This window comes from Paenibacillus sp. 2RAB27 (genome assembly GCF_052115445.1).
Lineage (GTDB): Bacteria > Bacillota > Bacilli > Paenibacillales > NBRC-103111 > Paenibacillus_E.
Genome location: NZ_JBFRGR010000021.1, coordinates 74,500 through 98,415 on the forward strand (window position 1 = coordinate 74,500; position 23,916 = coordinate 98,415).

Annotated in this window: 18 protein-coding genes; all 18 read right to left on the bottom strand. The window is 45.7% G+C overall.

The features are described from left to right. Positions 1-27: 27 nt before the first annotated feature. The 18 genes from AB4114_RS24430 to AB4114_RS24515 all read right to left on the bottom strand — a co-directional run bounded on the left by AB4114_RS24430 (position 28) and on the right by AB4114_RS24515 (position 23,914). A complete protein-coding gene (locus AB4114_RS24430) occupies positions 28-996 on the bottom strand; it encodes an ABC transporter permease (RefSeq protein WP_441990787.1) in 969 nt (322 codons plus the stop codon). 473 nt (positions 997-1,469) lie between these two features. Next, entirely contained in the window at positions 1,470-2,924 is a 1,455-nt protein-coding gene (locus AB4114_RS24435) for a M56 family metallopeptidase (protein WP_441990824.1), read from the bottom strand. A gap of 46 nt (positions 2,925-2,970) precedes the next feature. Then, positions 2,971-3,345, bottom strand: coding sequence for a penicillinase repressor BlaI (gene blaI / locus AB4114_RS24440; protein ID WP_441990788.1), 375 nt, complete (start codon positions 3,343-3,345; stop codon positions 2,971-2,973). A 410-nt stretch (positions 3,346-3,755) separates the two neighbouring features. Beyond that, positions 3,756-4,565 (bottom strand): ammonia-dependent NAD(+) synthetase, encoded by an 810-nt coding sequence (gene nadE / locus AB4114_RS24445; RefSeq protein ID WP_056617478.1) that lies wholly within the window; start codon positions 4,563-4,565, stop codon positions 3,756-3,758. A gap of 416 nt (positions 4,566-4,981) precedes the next feature. Further along, on the bottom strand, positions 4,982-5,419 hold the full coding sequence (locus tag AB4114_RS24450; RefSeq protein WP_068665909.1) for a BrxA/BrxB family bacilliredoxin: 438 nt from the start codon (positions 5,417-5,419) through the stop codon (positions 4,982-4,984). 130 nt (positions 5,420-5,549) lie between these two features. Next, positions 5,550-5,942 carry a DUF3905 domain-containing protein gene (locus AB4114_RS24455; RefSeq protein ID WP_441990789.1) on the bottom strand — a complete coding sequence of 131 codons (393 nt, stop codon included), beginning with the start codon at positions 5,940-5,942 and terminating at the stop codon, positions 5,550-5,552. After that, positions 5,939-6,838 (bottom strand): hypothetical protein, encoded by a 900-nt coding sequence (locus AB4114_RS24460; protein WP_441990790.1) that lies wholly within the window; start codon positions 6,836-6,838, stop codon positions 5,939-5,941. The genes AB4114_RS24455 and AB4114_RS24460 overlap by 4 nt, the downstream gene beginning before the upstream one ends. Before the next feature lie 156 nt (positions 6,839-6,994). Further along, positions 6,995-7,975, bottom strand: a complete 981-nt coding sequence (locus AB4114_RS24465; RefSeq protein ID WP_441990791.1) for a substrate-binding domain-containing protein — start codon at positions 7,973-7,975, stop codon at positions 6,995-6,997. A 15-nt stretch (positions 7,976-7,990) separates the two neighbouring features. Then, positions 7,991-9,784, bottom strand: coding sequence for a cache domain-containing sensor histidine kinase (locus AB4114_RS24470; protein ID WP_441990792.1), 1,794 nt, complete (start codon positions 9,782-9,784; stop codon positions 7,991-7,993). Next, positions 9,781-11,397: a response regulator gene (locus tag AB4114_RS24475; RefSeq protein WP_441990793.1), complete on the bottom strand. Its 1,617-nt coding sequence runs from the start codon at positions 11,395-11,397 to the stop codon at positions 9,781-9,783. The genes AB4114_RS24470 and AB4114_RS24475 overlap by 4 nt, the downstream gene beginning before the upstream one ends. A 506-nt stretch (positions 11,398-11,903) precedes the next feature. Further along, complete coding sequence (locus tag AB4114_RS24480; RefSeq protein ID WP_441990794.1) at positions 11,904-14,960, bottom strand: glycoside hydrolase family 2 TIM barrel-domain containing protein; 3,057 nt, start codon at positions 14,958-14,960, stop codon at positions 11,904-11,906. Between the two features lie 51 nt (positions 14,961-15,011). Further along, on the bottom strand, positions 15,012-15,836 hold the full coding sequence (locus tag AB4114_RS24485; protein ID WP_441990795.1) for a carbohydrate ABC transporter permease: 825 nt from the start codon (positions 15,834-15,836) through the stop codon (positions 15,012-15,014). Further along, a complete protein-coding gene (locus tag AB4114_RS24490; RefSeq protein ID WP_028553433.1) occupies positions 15,833-16,711 on the bottom strand; it encodes a carbohydrate ABC transporter permease in 879 nt (292 codons plus the stop codon). Before AB4114_RS24490 ends, AB4114_RS24485 begins: the two co-directional genes overlap by 4 nt. A gap of 110 nt (positions 16,712-16,821) precedes the next feature. Next, positions 16,822-18,129: an ABC transporter substrate-binding protein gene (locus AB4114_RS24495; RefSeq protein ID WP_441990796.1), complete on the bottom strand. Its 1,308-nt coding sequence runs from the start codon at positions 18,127-18,129 to the stop codon at positions 16,822-16,824. Between the two features lie 181 nt (positions 18,130-18,310). Further along, positions 18,311-20,089 carry a sensor histidine kinase gene (locus AB4114_RS24500; protein WP_441990797.1) on the bottom strand — a complete coding sequence of 593 codons (1,779 nt, stop codon included), beginning with the start codon at positions 20,087-20,089 and terminating at the stop codon, positions 18,311-18,313. Between the two features lie 20 nt (positions 20,090-20,109). Next, on the bottom strand, positions 20,110-21,654 hold the full coding sequence (locus AB4114_RS24505; protein WP_441990798.1) for a response regulator transcription factor: 1,545 nt from the start codon (positions 21,652-21,654) through the stop codon (positions 20,110-20,112). A gap of 194 nt (positions 21,655-21,848) precedes the next feature. Further along, positions 21,849-22,856: an ABC transporter substrate-binding protein gene (locus AB4114_RS24510; RefSeq protein WP_441990799.1), complete on the bottom strand. Its 1,008-nt coding sequence runs from the start codon at positions 22,854-22,856 to the stop codon at positions 21,849-21,851. A 68-nt stretch (positions 22,857-22,924) separates the two neighbouring features. Beyond that, positions 22,925-23,914, bottom strand: coding sequence for an ABC transporter permease (locus AB4114_RS24515; RefSeq protein WP_441990800.1), 990 nt, complete (start codon positions 23,912-23,914; stop codon positions 22,925-22,927). Positions 23,915-23,916 lie beyond the last annotated feature (2 nt).

Below are 23,916 nucleotides of genomic sequence, written 5' to 3' on the forward strand. Positions count from 1 at the left end.
ACCTCCTTGCGTAGAAGCGTTATGTTTTTAAAATAAGGATGTATTATTAAGACGTTTGGTAATGAAATTCGCCGAAAGCAGCAAAATGAGTGAGATGAGCGACTTGATTAAACCGACTGCTGTTGCATAGGAAAAGCGGCTTTGACGCAGACCTACCTCATACACATATACATCAATCACGTTGCTGGCGCTGGCGTTTAGTTGGTTTTTGAGAACGAGAATTTGGTCAAAATTGGAGTTCAGAATGCCGCTCACCGACAGAATGAACAGGATCGTGATCGTCCCTTTAATCGAGGGAAGGGTTACATAGAACATTTTCTGAAAGCGTCCTGCCCCATCGATCGTTGCCGCCTCATACATCTCAGGGGATACGCCGGACATTGCAGCAAGGTAGATAATCGCCGACCAGCCAAGCTCCTTCCAGATATCGGAGGTGACGATAATACCCCAGAAATATGAAGGCTCTGCCAAATAGCTGATGGGCTCTTGGATGATATGGAGTGCCAGGAGGAGCTTATTTATAAGTCCAACGTCTGCTAACCATGTGGCTAGGATGCCCCCGAGAATAACCCAAGATAAGAAGTGCGGTAAATAGGATATGGTTTGAACCAGCTTCTTGAATCGTATGGAACGAAGTTCATTCAGGAACAACGCGAACACAATGGGAAGCGGAAAGCCAATGACGAGCTTGAGTACACTCATCCCGACGGTATTTTTAATGACACTGGCCAAATTATCATCATCCAGAAAAGCCTTGAAGTGCTCAAGCCCCGCCCAGGGTGCTGCTGATATGGGTTTCACAATATTGAAATCCTTGAAGGCAATGATGATCCCATACATGGGGACATAGTGAAAAATGATCATCCACGCGACGCCCAGCAGCGCCATGACCTGCAAATATCGCTGTGCATATGCGATGCGGAGCAGCCTTGAGGCAGATTTGCGGAATGGGACTGACTTGTGATTCGGAGTGGCGATGTCCGTCTCCGTCTTCATTTCTGGCTGCACCTCCTGTGTCTTCTTTATGTAAGCACTTTCACATTACTCATTATAGGTCTTCTATTCCGATGATGTAAGGCTTCAAATTTCAGCTATGGTTACTATTTTTTGGATAAGTGGTGGTAAGCTAATCCTAATCTTCCTTCTACTCCTCCTTCTACTTCTTAACCTCCCTCAACTCCAAAAACCGCCTCAACTATCCAGCCTATTCTACGCCGCACTAAACAAATTAATGGATTTCATGTAGCTAATTTTGCTGATTATCCCCATTTGGGAGCATTAGATGGATTTCCTACAGTTAATTTCAACCAAAGTCCACCAAACGCCCAATCTCCCTGATATTAGCTGTATTTTTTACATTTATTCGCTAAATCTTAGATAATACGGCACTATTAGCTGTATTTTTTACATTTATTTGATAATAAAAAAGACCCAAGGCATCTTTGGCCTCAGGTCTTCTTCGATTGGGTTTACTTACTTGCTGGTACAACTGACGGCGCTGACGGTAACTCCCTCACTGCTGGGACTGCTGTTGGGGCTGCTCTTGGCTTCATCACTTCTTGAGATGCCGCTGGTGCTGATTCGGGCTCCCTCACTGTTGGGGCTGCTGATGGCACTGCTCCTGGCTTTCTTACTTCTGGTACAGCTACTGGTGCAGTTGCTGATTCGGGCTTTCTTACCTCTTGGGCTGGTGCAGCTACTGGTGCTGGTCCTGATCTTGACCCTTCCGTTACCTGGGCTGGTGCAGGTGCTGGACTTGACTCCACTTTCGGAGCAGTTGGAATATTTGGAGTAGTTGGTGTCACTACGTCGGTAGTCTTGGTTTCACCTGCGGTATCAACTGAGGTATTCTTATCCGTCCCGGTTGTTAGCGCAGTTGTATCTGTTGTCTTCTGATCAACAATCGGCGGATTCGATTCCGTTGCTGATTTCTTATCTGCACTCGCATTCGTCAACGAGCAACCACTAATGATGAGAATGGCAGCCAAACCAAGGAACGACCACCGGTAGGAATTAAATTGAAACTGTTTAATCATCATAATTCTCCTCTTTAACTGTGACTTGTTTCCAGATAAATAAACATTGCCTGGCACGCTTACGGGACGCACATAGCTTTCCAACAATTGAATGAGTGTATATCCGTATTCATCTCTTCGTGCTGGCTCTATATAAGAAAGGGCTAAAGCATCGCTTGCAATCTCCTGGTCATCACGCATCCGTTGATGCGCATACCAAAGGACAGGGTTGAACCAATGAATAATCAACAGAAATTGCATCAGCCAATTAACGCCAATATCATTTCGTTTGCAATGTGCCAGTTCATGTAGAAAAACATGCCGTAATTGCTCCTGGTTTAAACTGTTAACAACCGACTGCGGTATGACTAAACAAGGATTTCTGAAGCCAAATAACGTCGGCATCGACAATTTGTCAGATACCACTAATGTGACCGGTTTATGTATCGACATGAGCTGTCGGCTCTGAGTGAATAACTGTAATATGCCTATGTCTGTGATCGGTCTCGTTTCTTTCGTTATTTTCAGCGCAAATTTACGGTTGATCACGAAGGTATATATCGCAAATAGCACGATTCCAAGCATCCATACATACATCGCACACTTATACAAAATATTCTGTAACGAATCACCTATTGCCAATTCCTCATGTGTCCTTATCTCATCTGCTGGATAGATTTCGTGAATAGTATCAGGGTAGGATAACCAATTATAAATGCTTAAATTGCTCTCCAAGTGCCAAGGCAGGAGCAGTCTTACGAGCACCAACAACCACATGAGATAGTGCCATCTAGGTTTGATCCGCTTATGCAGGATGCGCTGAATCAGCATGATGAACACAACTGTAATGGTTGCCATGATCGATACCGATAGGATCCAATCAAAAAATCCTGTAAGAAGTTCACTCATTGGGTTCACCTTCACCCCTCCCTTCTTTCCTAGAAGTGGAACCTTGTCATTTGTTTTTACCGTCTAGCATATCTCTTAACTCTTTGATGTCTTCCTCCGATAACTGCTCCTCTTTCAAAAAATTAACAAGCATCGGCTTAAAAGCCCCGCCATACATTCTTTTCAGAAAAGATTGCGTCTCCGACTTTACACACTCGCCCTCAGAGACCAAAGGGAAATAAGCATACACCCTGTTTTCTTGCGTAAACGAGATCGCCTGCTTCTGCGCTAGTCTGTTCAATAGGGTTCGGATCGTCTTGGGCTTCCACTCTGTCCGCTCCTGCATAGCATCAATAACTTCATTGGCTGTGCGTGGTGATTCGTTCCAGAGTACCTTCATAACTTCCCATTCGGCATCTGTTATATGAGGGACTGTCTTCATATCGTTTCCTCCTTTCAGTTGGATTACAACTGTAATACAACTTGAATATTACAGTTGTAATCCAATGTTGTCAAGCTGCGTAGTTCGAGAATGAGAAAAACGCCGCCGCCGTCCTTCAAGGACGGAGCGTTTATGGATAAATACAAAAAAGGGACTGTACTTGAGAAGGAGGCCCCTTTTTGTATACGGCAGCCACGTTGGCGCTCGTCTCTCGTGCAGGGATGCAGGCAGCCGTGGACCAAACACTAGAGTAACTGTATTTTATGGAAAACCGAAATCTGATAAAGTGAAGCGTGATTATACATGAAATAAGGGGAAAGCTTCGCTTACCCCAAACCCTAAACATACATATTTTTATATGTAAAAAAGACTATCCATTTTCAACATGGATAGTCTCTGTACCCTAACACCTAAATGCCTGGAATCGGAACACGCTTGTGTTCGGTTTTCACATATTGCTTCTCCAGCTTTTCTTGAATCGCTGGATCAATTTGCTTGCCTTCGAGATAGTCGCTGTTATCACCGTAGGTGATGCCTAGCTCGTCCTCGTCGGTTTGGCCGTCCCAAAGGCCCGCTGTAGGAGCTTTGTCTAGCACGCTTTGCGGCACGCCGATCTTCGCAGCGAGCGAGCGCACTTGGCGCTTGTTCAGCGTGCTCAGCGGTGTAATGTCGACTGCGCCGTCGCCATACTTCGTATAGAAGCCGGTGACCGCTTCGGAGGCATGATCCGTGCCCACGACGATCAAGCCCAGCTCAAAAGCCAAGGCATACTGCATCACCATGCGCGTCCGCGCCTTGATGTTGCCTTTGCCGCCGCGGCTCACATGCTGGTGAACGCCGATATGCTTGAGTCCGTATTCGACTTCGATGGCAATCTCGTCGACGGACTCTTCGATGTTATTTTCGATTTGGTATTTCAAATCGAAGGCTTTCGCCACCGCGTAGCTATCTTCGATATCGACTTGTTGGCCATAAGGCTGAAACACGCCGACGGTTTTGTATTCTTTGCCTTTTTCTGCTGTGAGCTCGTCCGTAGCTTGCTTACACAATCCTGCTGCTACCGCGCTGTCGATACCGCCGCTGATCGCGATCAGCAGGCCGTTCGCGTGCGCGCCAAGCACGTAATTTTTTAGGAAATCCACGCGTTTGCGAATCTCTTCATCAATATCAATTTCAGGTTTAACGCCGAGCTTTGCGATAATTTCAGCTTGTAAACTCATGCAACTCTCCACCTTTTATCTAAATTTTGGAATGATGCCTTCTTTGAGATCTAGTATAGACTTTCGGCTCTTAAATTTCAAAGTGTAATCGGAAGAACAGGAGATTAACTGGATTTCCTACATCTAATTTCACGCCAATCGCGCATTTTCAGCGAATAAATGGATTCTCTACAGCTAATTCCAGCCATTTCAGCTAAAAAAGATCATTCAATCGAAATCACCTGTATATTTTCCATTTAAATTCCATATGTAGATGAAAACGCAAAAATTAGCTGTACTTTTTACAGTTATTCCTCCAGAAACAGTAAGGCAGTTCAGAGATAGCTAGTTTAAAAGCGGATACACGGAGGGATCCGGAATGACAAATAAAAAACCCCACCTGCTCATTGGCAGGTAGGGCCTATACGCCTACAATATTATTTGCAATATTGTTCAAAAGCACCAATCAAATCGCCAGCGATCATATCTGCGGAACGATCTTCGATTTGGTGACGTTGAATGAAGTGAGCTAGCTCACCATTCTTGAATAATGCGATGGATGGGGATGATGGCGGGTATGGCGCCAAGAATTCACGCGCTTTGGCCGTAGCATCCTTCTCTTGACCTGCGAACACGGTGTACGTGTACGTTGGTACAGTTTCGTTTTGAAGAGCTTTTGCAACACCTGGACGACATTGACCAGCTGCACAGCCACAAACGGAGTTCACGACAAGCAGCATCGTGCCATCCTTGGATTTCTCAATTGCTTCTTCAACTTGCTCAGGAGTCAGAAGCTCCGTAATACCCAGACGAGTCAAATCTTCTCTCATCGGTTTAACCATATCTTTCATGTATGAATCAAAAGACATTGCCATATGTGCCACCCCTTAGGATTTAATAGTTACTCTTAAAACGTAATGACTACAACTTATATTATACATCCGTTAGCGGTGAAAGCAAAGTCCAATGTCCCAGCTTCGTGACATAGAAATAAAGCGAAAGCTGTTAGGCTTCCGCTTTATCATTCTTTTTACTGGTCGTAGCTTCGGCCGTCACAGAGGCCACATTCTTATCCGCATGGGTAAAAATACCACTTTGCGGCTTGATGCCTTCTTCAAATAGTTCGCGATTCTCTGCGCTTTGGAATCCAACATCCTTGAAGGGATGCACCCACTGGTCGCCTGCCATGACTTCGGGGTTCGTATCCGATGTCCATTGCTCCAGAGGGGAGTTGTCGGATTCATAATCATGATCGCCGATGGTCACTCCATACTCGTTCACGAATGGCGCACGCGGGCCTCGCCCTTGCTCAAACTGCGGCAGAAAATCAATCTCAAAAGGATCTAGCTCACTCTGGTCCTTCGAAGAGGCGGCTGGTTTCTTCTGATCTTGACTCATGTGGATGGGCGGTTGGGGCCGTCCAATTTTTTATCATAGCCCTCTTTACTTGCAGGTTTTTTATCGCGTTCTTGGTTTTGCTGTTCTTGCTGGATTTGCGTTTTGGAATCATTCTGACTCATATCCATCAGCTCCCTTCTGCCCGTAGTATGTGACAAAATAGGGAGGTTCATTCCAATAATCAGCATGAGTAAATTCAACAACTGCACAGGGGTGAGATACACCGCGGTTGGCTCCGCCAATGCGAAATAGCTCGCGATCATCCCCGCTGCACCACCATAGAACAAGGTGATCTTCAGCAGCTTGCCTGTTCCTAGAACCGTTGTCGAACGAGTAGTCCACAGCTGCTGCCACACCAGTAACGGCACTAATAAGATCGCCAGGTACGCATGATGGGGATGAAATCTCGACACCGTACCTTCCACACCAATCCCCCATGGCAACAGAGTTGGAAGTCCGAAAGAAGGCGTCAAAGCCGCATAGAGGAACATGGCTGACGCCGCACCGATCGCGAGCATATCCAGTAAAACTCGCCAAACAATGCCATGTTTACGCACCTGATATGTTAGGTAGATATACGCTAATACGATGCCTACTACGATCTCCATTTTAGAGCCTGCTGTCATAAGCAGCTTCATTGGGCTCTCCCATAGCAGGGATGGCTGCGTCAACAGACTACCCAAGCGCCATGTAAAAAACACGATCAAGACACTATTCAAAATCAGATCATCCAACCCTTTTGCGACTGCCCGATGCGTATCAGGCACTTCCAACTCTACCCGATTCCATTGCCGTACTACACGTCGCATCAGCCAAAACCCGAGCACACAAGCCAACAACAACGCGACTAACTGCCCCTGCAATTGCAGCGGTCCGATTTGTACCACTTCAGGCATAGGTGACCTCCATTTTCCCTTTCCATGTATCATTAATGCGCTTAACTTTCGACAAAACGCTTACTATTTCCTGGGAAATTTTGCAGAAGAGCGTGAACGTTTGTCTAAATCCCACGAAATTACTGATGCGCATTCCCAGGGTTCTTTCTTCCTATCCTATTTCCCGACAAAAGGAAACAACAACTTCTGATTCTCATTCGTATACATGTTATCCTTGGTGATAACCTCAGAGCCCGTATCCACCACCCGTTTAACCGTTTCCCCACGATGAGCCTGGAGTGCGGTTTTGACAGCGAGGTATCCCATGTTAAAAGGCTTCTGCACAACCGTCCCTTGCAAAATCCCTGCCTCAAGGAACGATATTTCATTCATGGAGCTGTCGAAGCCGACAAGTTTAATCGTTCGCCCAAGGTCCATCTCCTTCAGTGCCCTCCCGGCGCCAATAGTCGAAACCTCATTCAAACCAAAAATGCCTTTGATTTCCGAGTGCTCCCTGAGAAGTTCCTTCGTTTGCTCATACGCCTTGTCTTCAGATCCGTTACTATACAACGAATCTAGCAGCTTAACGGAAGCATCACTGTTCAAGCTATCCCGCACCCCGTTTTCGCGATCCATCTGGGTGGTCGATGTTTTCACAAAGCTAACAATGGCATAGGTTGCTGGCCCCTGCACATAGCCCTTCATCGTTTCCACAGCTTTGCGTCCTGCCGCGTAATTATCCGTTGCAATAAAGCTCTCCGAAACGCCGCCCGCAAGACCCGAATCGACCGTGATCAGCGTAATGCCTGCATCTATTGCTCGCTGCGCAACAGGAACTAACCGATTGTAATCCGTCGCCGCCAGGATGATCGCCTTCGGCTTCTCCGCTATCGCTTGTTCTACAAGCTTAATCTGTTCCTCAATTTGTGATTCCGATGCGGTTCCCAAGATCTTAATCTCTGCATTATACTCTTTCGCGGCTGCGAATACGCCTTGAGTCAATACCTGCCAGAATTCCACATGGGGATCAATCGTCTTGGGGATCACAATAATGGCATTATTCTTGGCACCGAAATCGTTAGCGTAGATCAGATATCCCGTGATCAGAATAACAGCAGCAGCAAGCGTAATCACAACAGCACTCACTCTAATTTTCAAAAGAACACCTCACTTCTAACCTTCACTTTGACCCAGAATCGGCGGCATTTCAGGAAACGTAATCGTGACTGTCGTACCCTCTTCGAGTTCGCTTTCGAATTGCAATCCGTACAGCTCGCCAAAGTATAGTTGAATCCGGTGATTCACATTAAGCAAACCGAACCCTTTGCCTGATTGCGATTGATGTGTTGTCTTCAGTCTTAATGCGTTCAACTGATCCTCGCTCATTCCTACGCCGTTATCCATGACCTTCAGCTCGATGACGCCGTCCCGCTTCCGCCCGGTAATCCGAATATGTCCGCTTTCTGCCAAATGCTTCATGCCATGATAGATCGCATTTTCCACGAGCGGCTGCAGCACGATTTTCAAACTTCGATTCTCCAATAGTTCCGCTTCCACCTCGATATCGTACGTAAATTTATTGCGGTAACGGATATTTTGTATCGTTAAATAGTTCTCAATATGAGCCAATTCCACACGGATAGGAACGAGTTCCTCCCCTTTGCTAATGCTCGAACGAAGCAGCTTGGACAAGGCCGAAGTCATCGTCACAACATCATCGACTTTCCCCATCTCTGCCATCCAAATAATCGAATCGAGTGTATTATATAGAAAATGAGGCTGAATCTGCGCCTGCAAGGCCTTCAGCTCGCTAATCCGTTTGACCTCCTGATCCAGTACCGTCTGGCTCATCAACTCTTTGATTTTGCTAATCATCAGATTGAACGTCCGCGACAGCTTGCTAATCTCGTTCGCGCCTTCCACATCGACACGGATATCGAAATTCCCCTTCTCCACTTGCTTCATGTGCACTTCGAGCTGTTTAATCGGTTTGGTCAACGTGATCGACAGCCAAATCGAAATCGCCAGCGCAATAATAAGCGCAATCCCGCCCCACATCGCGGATGTCAGCTGCATCTCTTTTTTGTTCCCGCTGAGATCACCAGCATAGGTGACGCCAATCATTTTCCAGCCAAAGCTCGTTGTACGTACGGTATAGATCTTATTTTCATCCGTCGCCGCCGTCTCGAACGTACTATCCTTGGCCTGCATCAAGGCACGGATATCCTCGGACTTCAAGCCCGAATACAGCAGCTGCTGCTGAGGATGATAAATGAGATCGCCGCTCTGATCGAGAATGAATACGTACCCCCGCTGGCCCAACTGAATTTGATTGCACAAATCATTAATGAGGTTAAAATTCAGGTCAACGAGCAGCACCCCGCTTGCACCGCCTGGCCCCGGACTTGGCATCTGCTTCGAGATCGAAACGACCCATTTATATTCATTTTGATACACATGCTGCACATGCGACGAGGAAATGACGATATCCCCCTTGCTCCTGCTCGCTTTGGTGTACCATTCCTGTGAAATCAACTCGGCATAAGGCTTAAATTCGGGTGACACCCGATCCGATACAACAGCACCATTCGAACCGATGAACACAATGGAAGCGATATCATTTCGTGATGCAACGATTGTGCTGAAATAACTGCTGATCTGCCGCTTCAACTGCTGCGCTTCCGTATCCTGCGGATTTTTCGAAGAGAGATATTGCTTCAGATCCGTGTTGCTTAAAGAAAGAGTAGAAATGCTCTCCATATTACCAATGTAAGTCTGGATGTTCTTATTCACTTGCTCGATTAGTTGATTCGTATACGTCAGCGAGGCATCTGTTACAGCGACGGTCGAGAGCCGATAGGCGCTATAGCTAAGAATGACGGTTGTACATAAAATTAAACAGGAGAAAGCCAACGCGAACTTCGTATGTATGCTTTTGAATTGAAAAGAACGAAGCACACTTCTCATAAGCTCAGCCCAGCCTTGTTGACGGCTCTGAACTCCTTCGGGGTCATACCCGTATGTCTTTTGAAAATAACACTAAAATACTGCGGATCGCCATAACCTACCTTCGCTGCAAGCTCATAGGTTTTGAGTTGCGTGGTGGCTAGCATTTCTTTGGCTTTATCCAACCGGTATCGGGTCACATACTCAATGAAAGTCTCACCCGTATACGGCTTAAATAAGGCGCTGAAGTAGCTCATGCTCATATAGATATGATTGCACACCTGCTGCAGCGAAAGCTGCTCATCAGCATAATGCTCATGGATATAGGCCACAGCCGACTCCAACTGTGCCCCCGACACATGGGTACGCTTCTCTGCAAGCCGATCTACGAAGGTTAAACAAATGGCCTCCAGCCATAGTCGCACATCATCCAATGTTTTGCGTGTATAAAGTTCCATGAACGAATGATCGCCTAGCACGACTCCTTCATCCAGCCCTGTTTCCACCCCAGCATTCATCAGGGCAACGAGCAGTTTGTGCAGCTTGCCGTAGCAAGATTCCATCGGACACGCTGACTTCTTCAAATCGTCGATCCACTCGTACAGGGTGTTCGTGATGGCCGTCTTTTCACCTGTTTTGATCGCTGCGATCAATCTCTTCTCTGTACGTAAATAGCTCGAGTTATCTTGGCTGCTCCCGAACTCCATATCTCCAATAGCGATGATGCGATTATTCCCTAACATAAAGCGGTAATCCAAGGCCGCAAGCGCTTCTTGAAAAGCCTTCGGCAGTTCCTGCAATCCCTTGTACATGCGGCTAATGCCTACCGTGACAGTCATGCCCAAATATTTCTCAATACTGTATCTGGCTTGCTCCGCAAGCGTCTGACAGATGACTTCCACCTGATCCTCGTTGCCCGAAACGAGTCCGACAAGCTTATCATCACGGGTCCGAAAAACCGTACCTCCATGCTCCTTCTCCACGATTTCATGCAAAATATTATAAGCTGCAAATCGCAGCAGCTCCTCTTCCGCTACTTGGTCGCTGTATAGCTCCCTCCCAAAATCATCTATGTCGAGTGCTAGGACAGTATGTCCCGCCCCCTCTAAGTGCAGACCAAACATCGGCAGCTTCCGCTCGATCTCGTCTTTCCGCATGCCTGACGTTACCAACCGCTCCAGAAACCGCTCGCGCAGCAAAGGCATGCTCTCTTGGAATTGGTGGCGAAGGAACGTGATGTCCTCGCGCTGCTTGCGCTCTTCATCCAGCTCGAGACATAGCTTCTGCAGGAATTCCGTGAATTCTGCACTATTGATCGGCTTCAGTAAATAGTCTTTGACCTTCAGCTTAATGGCTTGCTTCGCATAGTCAAAATCCTCGTAACCGGTTACAATGACGACTTTAATTGTACGGTACTTGGCGACAATCCGCTCCGTAAGCTGAAGTCCATCCATGAACGGCATATTAATGTCGGTGATGACGACATCTGGCTGCAGCCGCTCAACCGCCTCATAGGCGTCACGGCCGTTATCGTAATCACCAACCAGCTGGAAGCCGCAGGCTTCCCAGTTCGTCTTCTTCTTGATGCCTTCTCTGACTTCATCCTCATCATCGATCATGATGATTGTGTACATGGTCCGTTCACCTCTGGCGAAATCGAATTAGGCTCTACGTGTATTGTACACGTCGCTCCCAAGAACTGGCAATGCATCCCCCGTCACATCGTCAATGCGTTGCCAATTTAAGAAAAAACATCTACTGCTTCTGCGTTCCAGGCTAGATAGCTTTGGGGGATTAACTGGATTTCCTACATTTAATTCCGGGTAATTCTAGCCTGCGGAGAGTTTAACTGGATTTTCTACATCTAATCTTGCTCGAAAAGTCCCGTTTGGCGAAATTGGCCTGAAATAACGGGAGGAAATCCAGTTAGTTTACGAAATTCCGTGATTTCGCTTGAATTAGCTACAGAAAATCCAGTTATTCGCTTGACCAGGATGCCCTATGGCTAGTGCAGGTATTTGTGCCTGCACCAGCGCCAGGAGCAACGCCTCACGCCCTAATCCACGCTGATAACAATTACATTTAGACACACAAAAGAGGCTGCCTAACGGCAGCCCTTCGCTTACTCAATCGTATTCCTTTACCCTTGTAAAGATCTGTTATGACTAGACAAGAAGAACTCAAACTCCATCTCTTGATCCGCTGGAATCTGATATTCCTCATGGACTGGTGCACCCCAGCTGTCATCGCCGCCAACACCCATTTGTTTGCCTGCAACGGTCACAACGGTATAATGAACCTCCGGCAGCTCAAAAGCATGGTCCGCATGCTCGAGTTCAAATGCCGTATACGGAGACAAGTTGCACTCAACTGGCGCTAGTGGATCTGACTGAATCGACAGACCGATACCAGCCACATCCGTCACATTCACACGGCGGACACCAGTGCGGTTGCCTGATTCCTGTGGAACCAGATAAGGAGTAGGCAATTGATTCACCGGACGGCTAAATACGCCCAATCGAGCACCGAAATTGCGGTCGATATAGTTTTCTTCAGGTCCCATCGCATACCATTCGGATTGATTATAATCCGCAGACATCTTGAACGATACAGCGAGTATCGGCAAATTCGGCAGACCCGCGGCACCCTTGTACTGCGTATTCACGCGAATCGTTCCATTCGCTAATACGGTGTACGCGATGCGAACGGTCACTTCAGCGTTGATGCTGAATTTGTAATCAAAAACAACGGTTGCTGAACCTTGTTCTTGACGCAATTCCCAATTGACGCATTTGCGCGCCAGACTAGCGGCATACCAGGCTCCGGCCGTAAAGCTCATTGCGGTTCCTTTGTCATTATCCGTGGTTGCCCGCCAAAATAAAGGAGAAGGCGGTGTCGCGATCATTTCGCGACCTTCGTATTTCAACGAAACGAGCGATCCTACCTGCTTCGAGAAAATGGCCGTGAAGCCTTTCCCTGTCACGCTCATGTTCACATCGCCCTCAACGACGACAACTTCACCTGATGGCTGCTCATTCTGACGGCTTGCCCCAACCACAAACGTCGTTTGACCAAACGTCGTTTCAAATCCAGCATCAGCCCATAGTGTAGCTTCTCTTAGAACTAAAGAAGCCTGAATGCAGTACTCACCTGGTGTTCCTTCTACATCCGGTAATTCAATTGGCAGACTGAATTCACTCTGCGCTTCGACTTCGATGTTCGCTTGCCCAGCGCCAATTTCTTTCCCCTCATGGAAAAGGCGGTACACTAACACCAGATCATCTGTGTTCGCAAATAAATTTTCATTCACGATGTTAATATGAGTTCTGGTTGGCTCCAGCTTGATATTCTGATAAAGGAATTTAACTTCCTGCATTTTAGGCGTGATTTGACGATCAGCAAAGACGAGACCATTACCGCAGAAGCTATAGTCAGTTGGACGATCTTTGAAATCACCGCCGTACGCCAGAAACTCACGGCCGTTTCGGTCTTTTTTCACAATCGCCTGATCGATATAATCCCAAATAAAACCGCCTTGGTACATCGGATATTTGTTCTCAAGCTCCGTGTATTTATGAAGACCTCCGACGGAATTCCCCATCGCGTGCATATATTCGCAGCTAAGGTACGGTTTGCTCGGCTGGCTATTGAGATACGCTTCAATATCCGCTGGCTTCGCATACATCCGGCTTTCCATGTCGCTGGTCGCATCATAATTGCGATCGTAGAAAACACCTTCGTAGTGAACAAGTCGTGTAGGATCCGTTTCACGGAAGTAGTTGGACACATTAAGAATAACTTGACCTGCATAGGATTCGTTACCGCAAGACCAAATGAGAATCGATGGATGATTCTTATCCCGCTCCACCATCGATATCGCACGATCCATGACGATGTCTTGCCACTCCATATCGTTACCTGGAATATTCCAGGAAGGTTCAACTGCACCCATTTTCTGCCATGAGCCATGCGTCTCTAAATTCATCTCATCAATGACATAGACCCCGTACTCATCACAAAGCTCATACCAAAGCGTCTGGTTCGGATAGTGAGATGTGCGGACCGCATTAATGTTACTGCGCTTAAGCGTTTGAATATCCCACAGCATATCCTGCTTCGTAATCGCACGTCCGCTGCGGCTGTTGAACTCATGTCGATTGACACCTTTGAAAACGATCCGTTTCCCATTGATGCACATCAGCTTGTCTTTCATTTCAAAACGACGGAACCCTGTCTTCTGAACGATAGCTTCAATTAAATTTCCGCTCTCATCGTAAATCGAGATGCACGCGGCATATAAATAAGGGCTTTCCGCACTCCAAGGTTGAACAGTACCTGCAGAAAGGTTGAAGATAAGGTTGCCTTCGCGGAACTCGCCTTCTTCGGTGAGGCAAATTTGCCCTTCAGCATCCTTTAGCTCAAGCTTAGCGCGGACAGTTTCCGTATGTTCATTGCGAAGCTTGAGCTCAATCTCAAGCAGCCCTTGCTCATACGCATCATCCAAATCTGCCTTTACACGCATATCCCAAACGTGGACTTTAGGTACGGTGTACAAATACACATCGCGGAAAATCCCCGACATCCGCCAGAAATCCTGATCTTCCAGCCAGCTTCCTGTGCTTCGTTGGTAGACCTCTACAGCGAGTTTATTTTCACCTTCACGAATATGTGGCGTTAAGTCAAACTCGGCTGGCGTAAAGCTATCTTCGCTGTAACCGATAAATTCGCCGTTAAGCCAAACGTAGAAGGCTGATTCAACGCCTTGAAACGAAATATAGACAGGTTTGCCAATCATCGTTTCAGGCAATTCAAAATTTTTCACATAACTGCCAACTGGGTTATGCTCTTGTGAAATGTGAGGAGGACGAAGCGCTTCTACGCCATCCCACGGATACATCGTGTTGACATATTGTGGCTGACCCCAGCCTTGAAGCTGGATATGACCAGGCACTTGGATATGCTCCCAAGCCGCGCAGTTATAATCCATTTGATAAAAAGACTGCACGCGGCTAGCGGGGTTAACCGCGTAACTAAACTGCCAACGCCCGTTCAAACTATGCCGCATGTCCATCGGTGCGCCTGCCTCCGCAGACGCCATCGAATGATAATAACGATGATCCGAATGGGCATCCACGCGGTTCACTTTGAATACACGTACATCTTGAAGCCAATCAAGGCTTGGTACCGAATGTTTCATTTTTCTACGCCTCCCAAAAAATAAGACCCAAAAAGGGTCTCTAATTACGTACTATTTCACAGAACCAACCATACCCGCGACAAATTGTTTCTGCATCAAGAAAAAGACAAGCGCAGTCGGCAGTGTTGAGATCACAATAGCGGTCATGATCACCCCAAAATCCGGTGAATAACTAGAACCCAAATTCGAAATTAACAAAGGAATTGTTCGTTTCTCCGGTGTTTGCAAGACAATAAGCGGCCACAAGTAATTATTCCAACTTGACATAAAGGTAATGATAGCGGCTGCTGAATACGTTGTTTTCATAGTCGGCATATACACGCGGAAAAACAATCCTAATTCGGTCAATCCATCAATACGCCCCGCTTCTAGCAGCTCCTTCGCAAACATTTTTGTGCTTTGGCGGAAGAAGAAGATGAGAAACGCTGTCGTAAATGTCGGTAGGACAACCGCGTTCATCGTGTTAATCCCGATAAATGGAACCGCACGCGATAGGCTCGAAAACATTTGGTAAAGCGGAACCATCAACGCCGCGAACGGAATCATCATGGAGACAAGCAGTATATTGAACACGATATCCTTGGCTTTGCTCCGATAGATTTCGAAGGCATAGCCTGCCAGCGAAGCAACGACTAAGGCTAAGATCGTTGTAGACAACGAGATCCGCAAGGAATTCCAAAGTGCAGGAACGAGATTAATCGATTCTGTTAATTTATGGAAGTTATCCATAAAATGCGATCCTGGTAACATTCTGCCCTGTGTAACGTCCACAGACAGATTCGTGGAACTTATGACCATCCATAGGAATGGAAAAATGGAGATAATCGCCACGGCAAAAAGGAAGACATAGATGATTGTACGTCTTAAACCTATCATTTTTTATCACCTGCCAATTTGATTTGAAGGACAGATAACACAATGATCATGACTACAACCGAGTAGGAAACTGTTGCTGCATAGCCAAAATCAGGTGTGTATTTAAAGGAAAGATTGTAGATGTACTGCGATATGGAGAGGGTAGAATTACCTGGTCCACCCTTCGTAATATTCATAATCTCATCGAACAATTGCAGCGTACCAATCGTCGAGGTAATGGACGTGAAGAGAACAATAGGTTTCAGCATTGGGAACGTAATAAAGAAAAACTGTTTGAACGCAGAGGCTCCGTCAATACGGGCTGCTTCATAAATAGAGCTATCAATGTTTTGTAAAGAGGAAAGGAAAAAAATCATATTATATCCTGTCCAGCGCCATGTAATGGCAAGGATAATCGTAATTTTCGCCCAGAAAGGATCAGAAATCCATGCGATGGGCTGTGAAATCAAGTGAATCTTAATTAAAGCCATATTAATCAAACCATCATTGCCAAACAAGTACTTGAAAACAACGGAGTAAGCTACAAGTGAAGTCACGCAGGGCAAGAAAATTGCTGTACGGAAGAAGCCTTTGAAACGAAGCTTGCTATCATTCAACAAGACGGAAATCATCATCGACAGAATGATCATGACCGGCACCTGAATAATCAAATAGATAAACGTATTCTTAACGGCAGTGATGAATGTCTTATCACTAAAAAGCCGTTTATAGTTGCTTATCCCATTGAAATGTAGATTGGCACCCGCGCCTGTTTTAAAGGAAAGCAGCAGTGCTTGAATCATTGGATAAAAGTAAAACAAACAAATCATCAATACGGCAATAGCGATAAACAGCCATCCCGTAAGCTTTGCACGGCTACGCATCGAGTAGTTCATTAAATTCAAATCCTTCCATTATTTACGATGAAAAATCGAAACGCTGTCCCCTGCTTTGCATATTTCGCAATTCAGAGGTCAGCGTTCCATAGGTTAATGGGAAGAGAAACTTACTTAAGTTGGGATTCTGCTTGGGACTGAGCATCACTGAATACTTTCGCGATGTCTTTGCCCTTCAGGTAGTTTTGCATCTCAACTTTGAGAATATCTTCAATCGCATACGTATGCAGACCATAGTTGACTTTAGGAATTTGCGCCGTCCATGTTGCGAAATCAGAAATTACCTTCTGACCTCCGAAGAAATCGTCGGCTTTCGTATAAGCTTCACCTTGTGCAGCAGGTTTATAAGTACCAACAACCCCTACGTCTGTTACTAATTTTTGATACAAATTCACATCGGAACCGAGTGTTTTCCCAAGGAAATCAGCAGCCGTATCTTTACCTGTGCTGTTTAATACATACCAGGAGCTTCCTCCAAGGTTAGATGCGTTAACGGAACTAGCTGTGTTTTTCAACTTAGGAAAGGGAACAACTGCCCATTTGCCTGATTGATCAGCTTGTGATTTAATCGACGGCGTAATCCAGTTACCTGTCGGAACAGAAGCAACAGCACCGCTATTGAAACCAGCTAGGAAGGAGTTCCAATCCGAATTGATTTTAACAATGTTCGCATTCATGATTTCTTTGTACGTCTCGAATGCTTCCTTTAACACAGCGTTGTCTTTCAGATCCGGCGTAGTGCCGTCACTTTTCAGATACCAAGCGCCTGCAGATTGAATCATCATACGGATTAAGCCAAGATCATTGGGATCCTGTGTCAGTAAATCTTTACCGGTTTTGGCTTTAACAGCTTTACCGACTTCAATGAATTTCTGCCAGTCGATATTTTTCAAATCATCAACCTTGTAGCCTGCTTGTTCCAAGTAGTCTCTGCGAACATAAAGACCTGTTACGCCAGAGTCAAATGGTACACCGTATTGTTTACCGTTCAAGCTTGTTGGACCTAACTTGTATTCAGCGAAATCCGAAGCTTTAATGGATGCGGACATATCAGCAAATGCATCTGGATATGTTTTCAAAAAGCTTTGCGCACGATAATCTTCAATCAATACCACATTCGGCAGGCCTGACTTTGAACCGGAGTTCAAACCAGTGTTCATCTTTTGAATAATGTCATCTTGCGCATATTCAACAACGTTGATTTTCACATCAGGATGATCCTTCACATAAGCGTCTTTCGCAAGGTTCATTGCTGCAATATTAAAGTTCTTATCCCATGCCCAAACTGTAATTTCTTTACTAGTGCTCGCTGCACCGCCACTAGGAGTAGTCGTTGATGATGTGTCTGACGAATTACTTGAACATGCCGTCAAAAGCATAAAACTTGCAAGTAAAACCGTAGAAATTTTCTTCTTCATGTGATCCCCCTGGATGATTTAATTTTGTAAGTGCTTACTTATAAATAATATCATTTGGGCAATTTGTCTTGTTAGAACGAAATTTGCTGAAATTAGCGTTTTTATTGTATCTGTAATCCCATCCTTACTTGCTCATTTGTATTATTTTTATATTTTGTATTTATTTTAGTTTTTTATACTTCTACGTGTACTGATCTGTACGCCATGGAAGATTAATAGATATTTTCGTTCCCTGTCCCAATGTGCTTGTTATCGTAACCCCATACTCTTCACCGTACAAAAGAACCAGGCGATCATGAACATTACGAATACCAATCCCTGTGAACAATTGCCTCGCACTTGTGGGATTCGGTATCTCGTCCGCTTTGTCCGAAAGTTCCATGCCATCCCCATTGTCAACCACTTCACAGTGCAGCGTATCTCTCTCTTTCGTGATGATGACGTAAATATATCCGGTACCCTTCTTATTAAAAGCATGAAAAAAAGCATTCTCGATAAAAGGTTGCAGCATCAAATTAGGCACTTGCGCAGGCAAGCAGTCTGGTGAAACAAAGTAATCGACCTTAATCCCTTGACCATAACGAATCTGATTAATGAACACATAATGCTTTAAGTTCACCAACTCTTGCACAACGGGAATCGTTTCTTTGACATTGCTGATCGTATTCTGCAGGAGAGAAATGAGCGCATGAATCGTTTGCGTGGCGGTCTCTTGGCTCCCTCGCTGAACGAGGATGTTAACGGAAGCCAGTGTATTATATAAAAAATGCGGATTAATCTGCTGCTGCAACGCAGCCAATTCTGCTTTACGCTGCTCCTTCTGCGTATCAACAAGTTGACTGATATAGTCGTTCAACTCGTCGAGCATAAAATTGAAGGAGCGACTAAGCTCCCTTGTCTCATAGGTGCCCGTAACCGCCATATAATTGTGAAAATTCTCTTTCGTCACCGTCGACATTTTCTTAACGAGCTTTCTTAGCGAGAGCGTCAACCTCCGCGTGATCACATACACAACGAGCACAGCCAAAGCCACGATCCCCGCAACAATGAAGAAAATCGCTTTCCTGTTGAGCATTTGACCAAGGGCTGCATCCTTATCAATGACATTCATGATGTAAAAGTCGTACAATGGCAAATCGCCAGCCAATACCATGACATCCTTACCGGACATCCTTATTTCATCCTTAGCCAGACCCTGCTGCTGAATCCTCTGTGCGCTCTCTAAAAGCGATTTCGATGTTGTTCCGATCAACTCCGCTCGGTTGCTAGAAATGATTAGACCTTGACGATCCAAGATCATCACATCATTCCCAGCACTTGTAAAGCTAGCATAAATGGATCTTAAATCGTTTTCTTTCAGGAAGATATAAAGCGTCCCATACCCTTCTTTACTGCCAGAATCAGTTAGCGTTTTGACGGCAACAAGGCCTTGATCCCCAGAACCCGGAGTTCCTTCACCTAAATAACTGTACAACAGACGTCCTGGCTGGTTCCGCGACTCTTGTGTAATCGGATTTCGCCCTAAATCCGCCGAAGAACCGGACCAATAAGTCCGGTCGCTCTTAAAGCTTTTGCCATTAATACCTGAAATGATCATCCCAATGTTCTTGGCTCCAATACCCGACTGGATTCGCTTCATCTGCTCGCTCATGTCGAAGGTTACTTTGGAGTTGGTTACCGAATCAACATCCCCTTCTGTCAGAAAACGTTTAATCGCACCACTTTGCGCGGTGTTAATGACTATATTGACATTCGAATAATGAATGGAATCCAGACCGCTTTTAATTTGCTCGATGATTTTTGAATTCGTGATACTGAATGTCTGCACAAAAAGTTTCTCCGACATTTGCACGGTAACCCAAGAAGTCGCCACCGTAACCGTAATCATGCTAAGCACCATGACAAGAAATAATTTACTAAATAAACTTAGATCAGAGATCCGTTTGAGCCACGCCCCCATAGGTTTGATGATTCCCTTCTTTATTTTTTTCGATAGTGGCTAGGTGAAGTCCCCATCAACTTCCGAAACACTTTCGTGAAGTAACTGTGATCCGAGTATCCAACAAGACTGCTGATTTCCGAAATCGAAATTTGCGCATTATCCCTTAATAATTCGCATGCACGTTCAATCCGAATACGATTCAAATACTCATTAAATCCTTCTTTATTATGAATGGTAAAATAATTGGATAGATACGATGGGTTGAAATGAAATTGTTTGGCTACTTCTGTCAGCGTGAGAGGTTCAGTGAAGTGCTCATCCAGATACAATAAAATCTTCTGTATGCCTGGAGAATTTGTTTTGTTTCCTGTCACACAATCTGTCGCCTCATTCAGGAATTTGGCCAAAAGAGAACGCACTTCCCCAATATGTTTGGCCTCATGAATGGCACGGAAATACTCATACTTCGCATCATCCAGCGTTCTAGCCTCGTAGTGAAAATGCAGTAAAGAAACAATAATATTGAATAGGCTGTGACCTAAAAAAGACTTAAACTCAAACATATCCGTATCCAGCCTGTCAGGCATGGTGTCTACATAATGGCTGAGACGCCCAAAAGCTTGTTGAAAATCTTGACGATTCAGCTCCGCAGTAAACGCCTCCGAATCAAACGTATCGCCATTCCCTTCATGCTCCAACAGTTCGTCAGCAAAGAACAGTTGTTGATCCGACAGAAAGAAACGGTGATCCAACACTTTGAGAATATCATGCGTATACACATCATGAAGTTCTGTAATTTGCGTAAAATTCTTGCTAAGTGCCCCATAAAAGGATAAACCCGCCATTACGCTGGATTGTACTAATTGCTCGGCCATATGAATGACCTCCATTCGGCCAGCATGCTCTATATTTAGCAAAAACCGGATATGACTGTCTTGATGTGAAAGGCGATGAATGATGCACGGTTCCTTAACATCCTGAACCATACCTTTCAGAAAGGCTTCGATCCATTCCTCGTTACGTTTCATCGCGGATGAGCTATCTTGCCTATCTACAACGAGTAGAACGAAACATGGATACGGGAAAAGGGTCTTTATCTCCGCACTATCAACCTCCATGGCATAGCCGGAAATCAGCCTGTCCAGCACATAGTCAATGGACTGTCCTTTTTCATTCGTAAAGTCCATGTGTCGAAAGGCTGGCATCCCCTCTACCGTCTTTTTTAAGACGGCTAGCAGCGACTTCGCATCTAATTTGGGCTTTAATAAATAATCTGCTACACCACTCTGAAACGTGGAGCGTACATACTCAAATTCACCGTAGCTGCTGAGAACCACAATCTCAATCTCCGGATATAAACCTTTCACAACTCGGACCAATTCCTCCCCACTCATGACCGGCATAACGATATCCGTCAGGATCATGTTGGGTTCGAGTTGTTTCACCATATCAAGGGCATCCTTACCGTTCGATGCCTCGCCGACAATTTGAAAGCCTTCGCTTTCCCAGTCGAGAAGATGTCTGATTCCTTGACGCACCAGCATCTCATCATCAACAATTAACACCTTGCAATACGTCTCCATGGCTTACTCCTTTGTGGACTATACATAGCTTCCCACTTTTAAATTGAACGATGTATGGATCTCTGTCAGATTTTAAATTTAATTCTACACTTTAACAAGTATGAATCAACAATCATCACCCGAGCGCTTAACTACGCAGACAAAAAAGCATCATTCACCATGTTAACGTGAACGATGCTTTTTACTAGAAGTTTTTATTCGTATAATAGCGGCTTGATATCCGCAGCATCAATGTTTGTTTTGTCATACCAGTGGAAGCCTGTGTCGATATTTTTCGGGACGGTTTCGCCTTTAATCGCTTGTACAGCCGCTTTCACGGACCAATAGCCGATGCCGATTGGATCTTGCGTAATCGCTCCAGCCATTTTACCGCTGCKGATCGCATCCATTTGTTGTTTACCAGAGTCGAAGCCGATAACGACGATTTTGCCGTCTTTTTTACTTTCTGTTATCCCGTTAATAACCCCAATGGCCGCACCTTCGTTAGAACCGAAAATCCCTTTGATATTCGGGTGAGCTTGGATGATCGCTTTGGACAAGTCTGTTGCTTTCAGCGGATCACCACTGTATTGTGTATCTACAATTTTGATATTCGGGTATTTCGCTTTAATCTGGTTCACGAAGCCATCTCGGCGATCAACACCTGTGCGGCTCGTTTGGTCATGGACAACTAACGCAATCTCGCCCTCGTTCCCAATAAGTGAAGCCATTTTATCAGCAGCGAGTGAAGCAGCGGCTTTATTATCCGTAGCGGCTGTCGTTACCGGAATGTCGCTATCGACACCGGAGTCAAAGCCGATAATCGGGATTTTGCCCGCTTTCGCTTTCTCTAGCAGCGGTGATGCTGCTTTGCTGTCAAGTGCAGCGAAAGCGATAGCCGCAGGCTTTTTGCCCAGTGCCGCTTGCAGCATTTCGATTTGTTTATCCACTTGCGTCTCCGTCTCAGGACCTTCAAACGTAATCTCCACGTTGAATTCCTTCGCTGCTTTCTCAGCACCTTGCTTCACCGCTTGCCAGAACTGATGCTGGAAGCCCTTGGAAATGACAGGAATGTAGATCTTATCTGACTTCACAGTTGTTGTCGTTGTTCCTGCTGTTGATGTTGCTGTTTTCGTAGAAGTGGAACCACATGCACTCAAAACGATAGCGGATAGCAAGATTAACGATGACGTTAACGCCAATTTCTTAGTCCGTTTTTGCACGGTTGATCGCCCCTTATTCCTAATTTGGTTTGGTTTGTATATGACTCCTAATGGAGTAAATACCAAGGTTATTTCTTGCGACGACGCATCATATCTGCGTAAACTGCCAACACAATCACGATACCTACGATGACGGTCTGCCACTCTTGCTTCACAGATAAAATCCGCAGTCCATTCGTCAACACGCTCATGATCAGCGCCCCGATGACCGTTCCAAGGATGGAGCCCTTGCCCCCGCTGAGGGACGTTCCTCCAATAACAACAGCTGCAATCGCTTCCAACTCATAGCCGGATCCGAGTGCGGGCTGTGCAGAGTTGAGCCTGGAGGCCATCATAATACCGGCAATTCCGCTGAACACACCTGTCAGTGTGTAAATCACGATTTTCCAGTAGTCCACGTTAACACCGGAGAGTCTAGTAGATTCTTCATTGCTCCCTAAGGCAAAGTTGTAACGGCCGATGATCGTTTTGGTCAAAATAATGCTGGCCACAATCGCGGCCCCGAAGAAGATCAGAATCGCGTTCGGAATGCCACTGATGATCGAGCCCATTGAAATCTTCGTAAATGCGGGTGTGTCGTTAAAATAAATCGGCTTCGCACCTGAAATAACTAGTGATAAGCCCTTTGTCACCATCATCATGGCGAGTGTCGCGATGAAGGGCGGAATTTTCATTTTGGCTACGAGCAGCCCGCTAATGAGACCGCAGATTGCTCCGGCGAGAATGCCTCCGAGGATACCGAGTGGCATAGGCAGCTGCCATGTTGTGATGATTACACCGGCCATCACGGCGGAGAAGGTCATGACCGTTCCCACGGCCAAGTCGATGCCGGACGTAATGATTACGAACGTAGAGCCCAAGGCTAGAACGCCAATAACGGCGGTTGAAAGCATGATCGCGACTAGGTTATCGAATTGGAAAAAGTTGCTCGATGATATGGAAAAAATAAGTACGAGCATGATCAAGCTGGCGAACGCCAGTAGCTTCTGTGTAGCCCCGCTTTGTTTGGACAAGGTGGGAATGGTTTTCTTGTAGGCATGTGCTAATCGTGTTGACATCG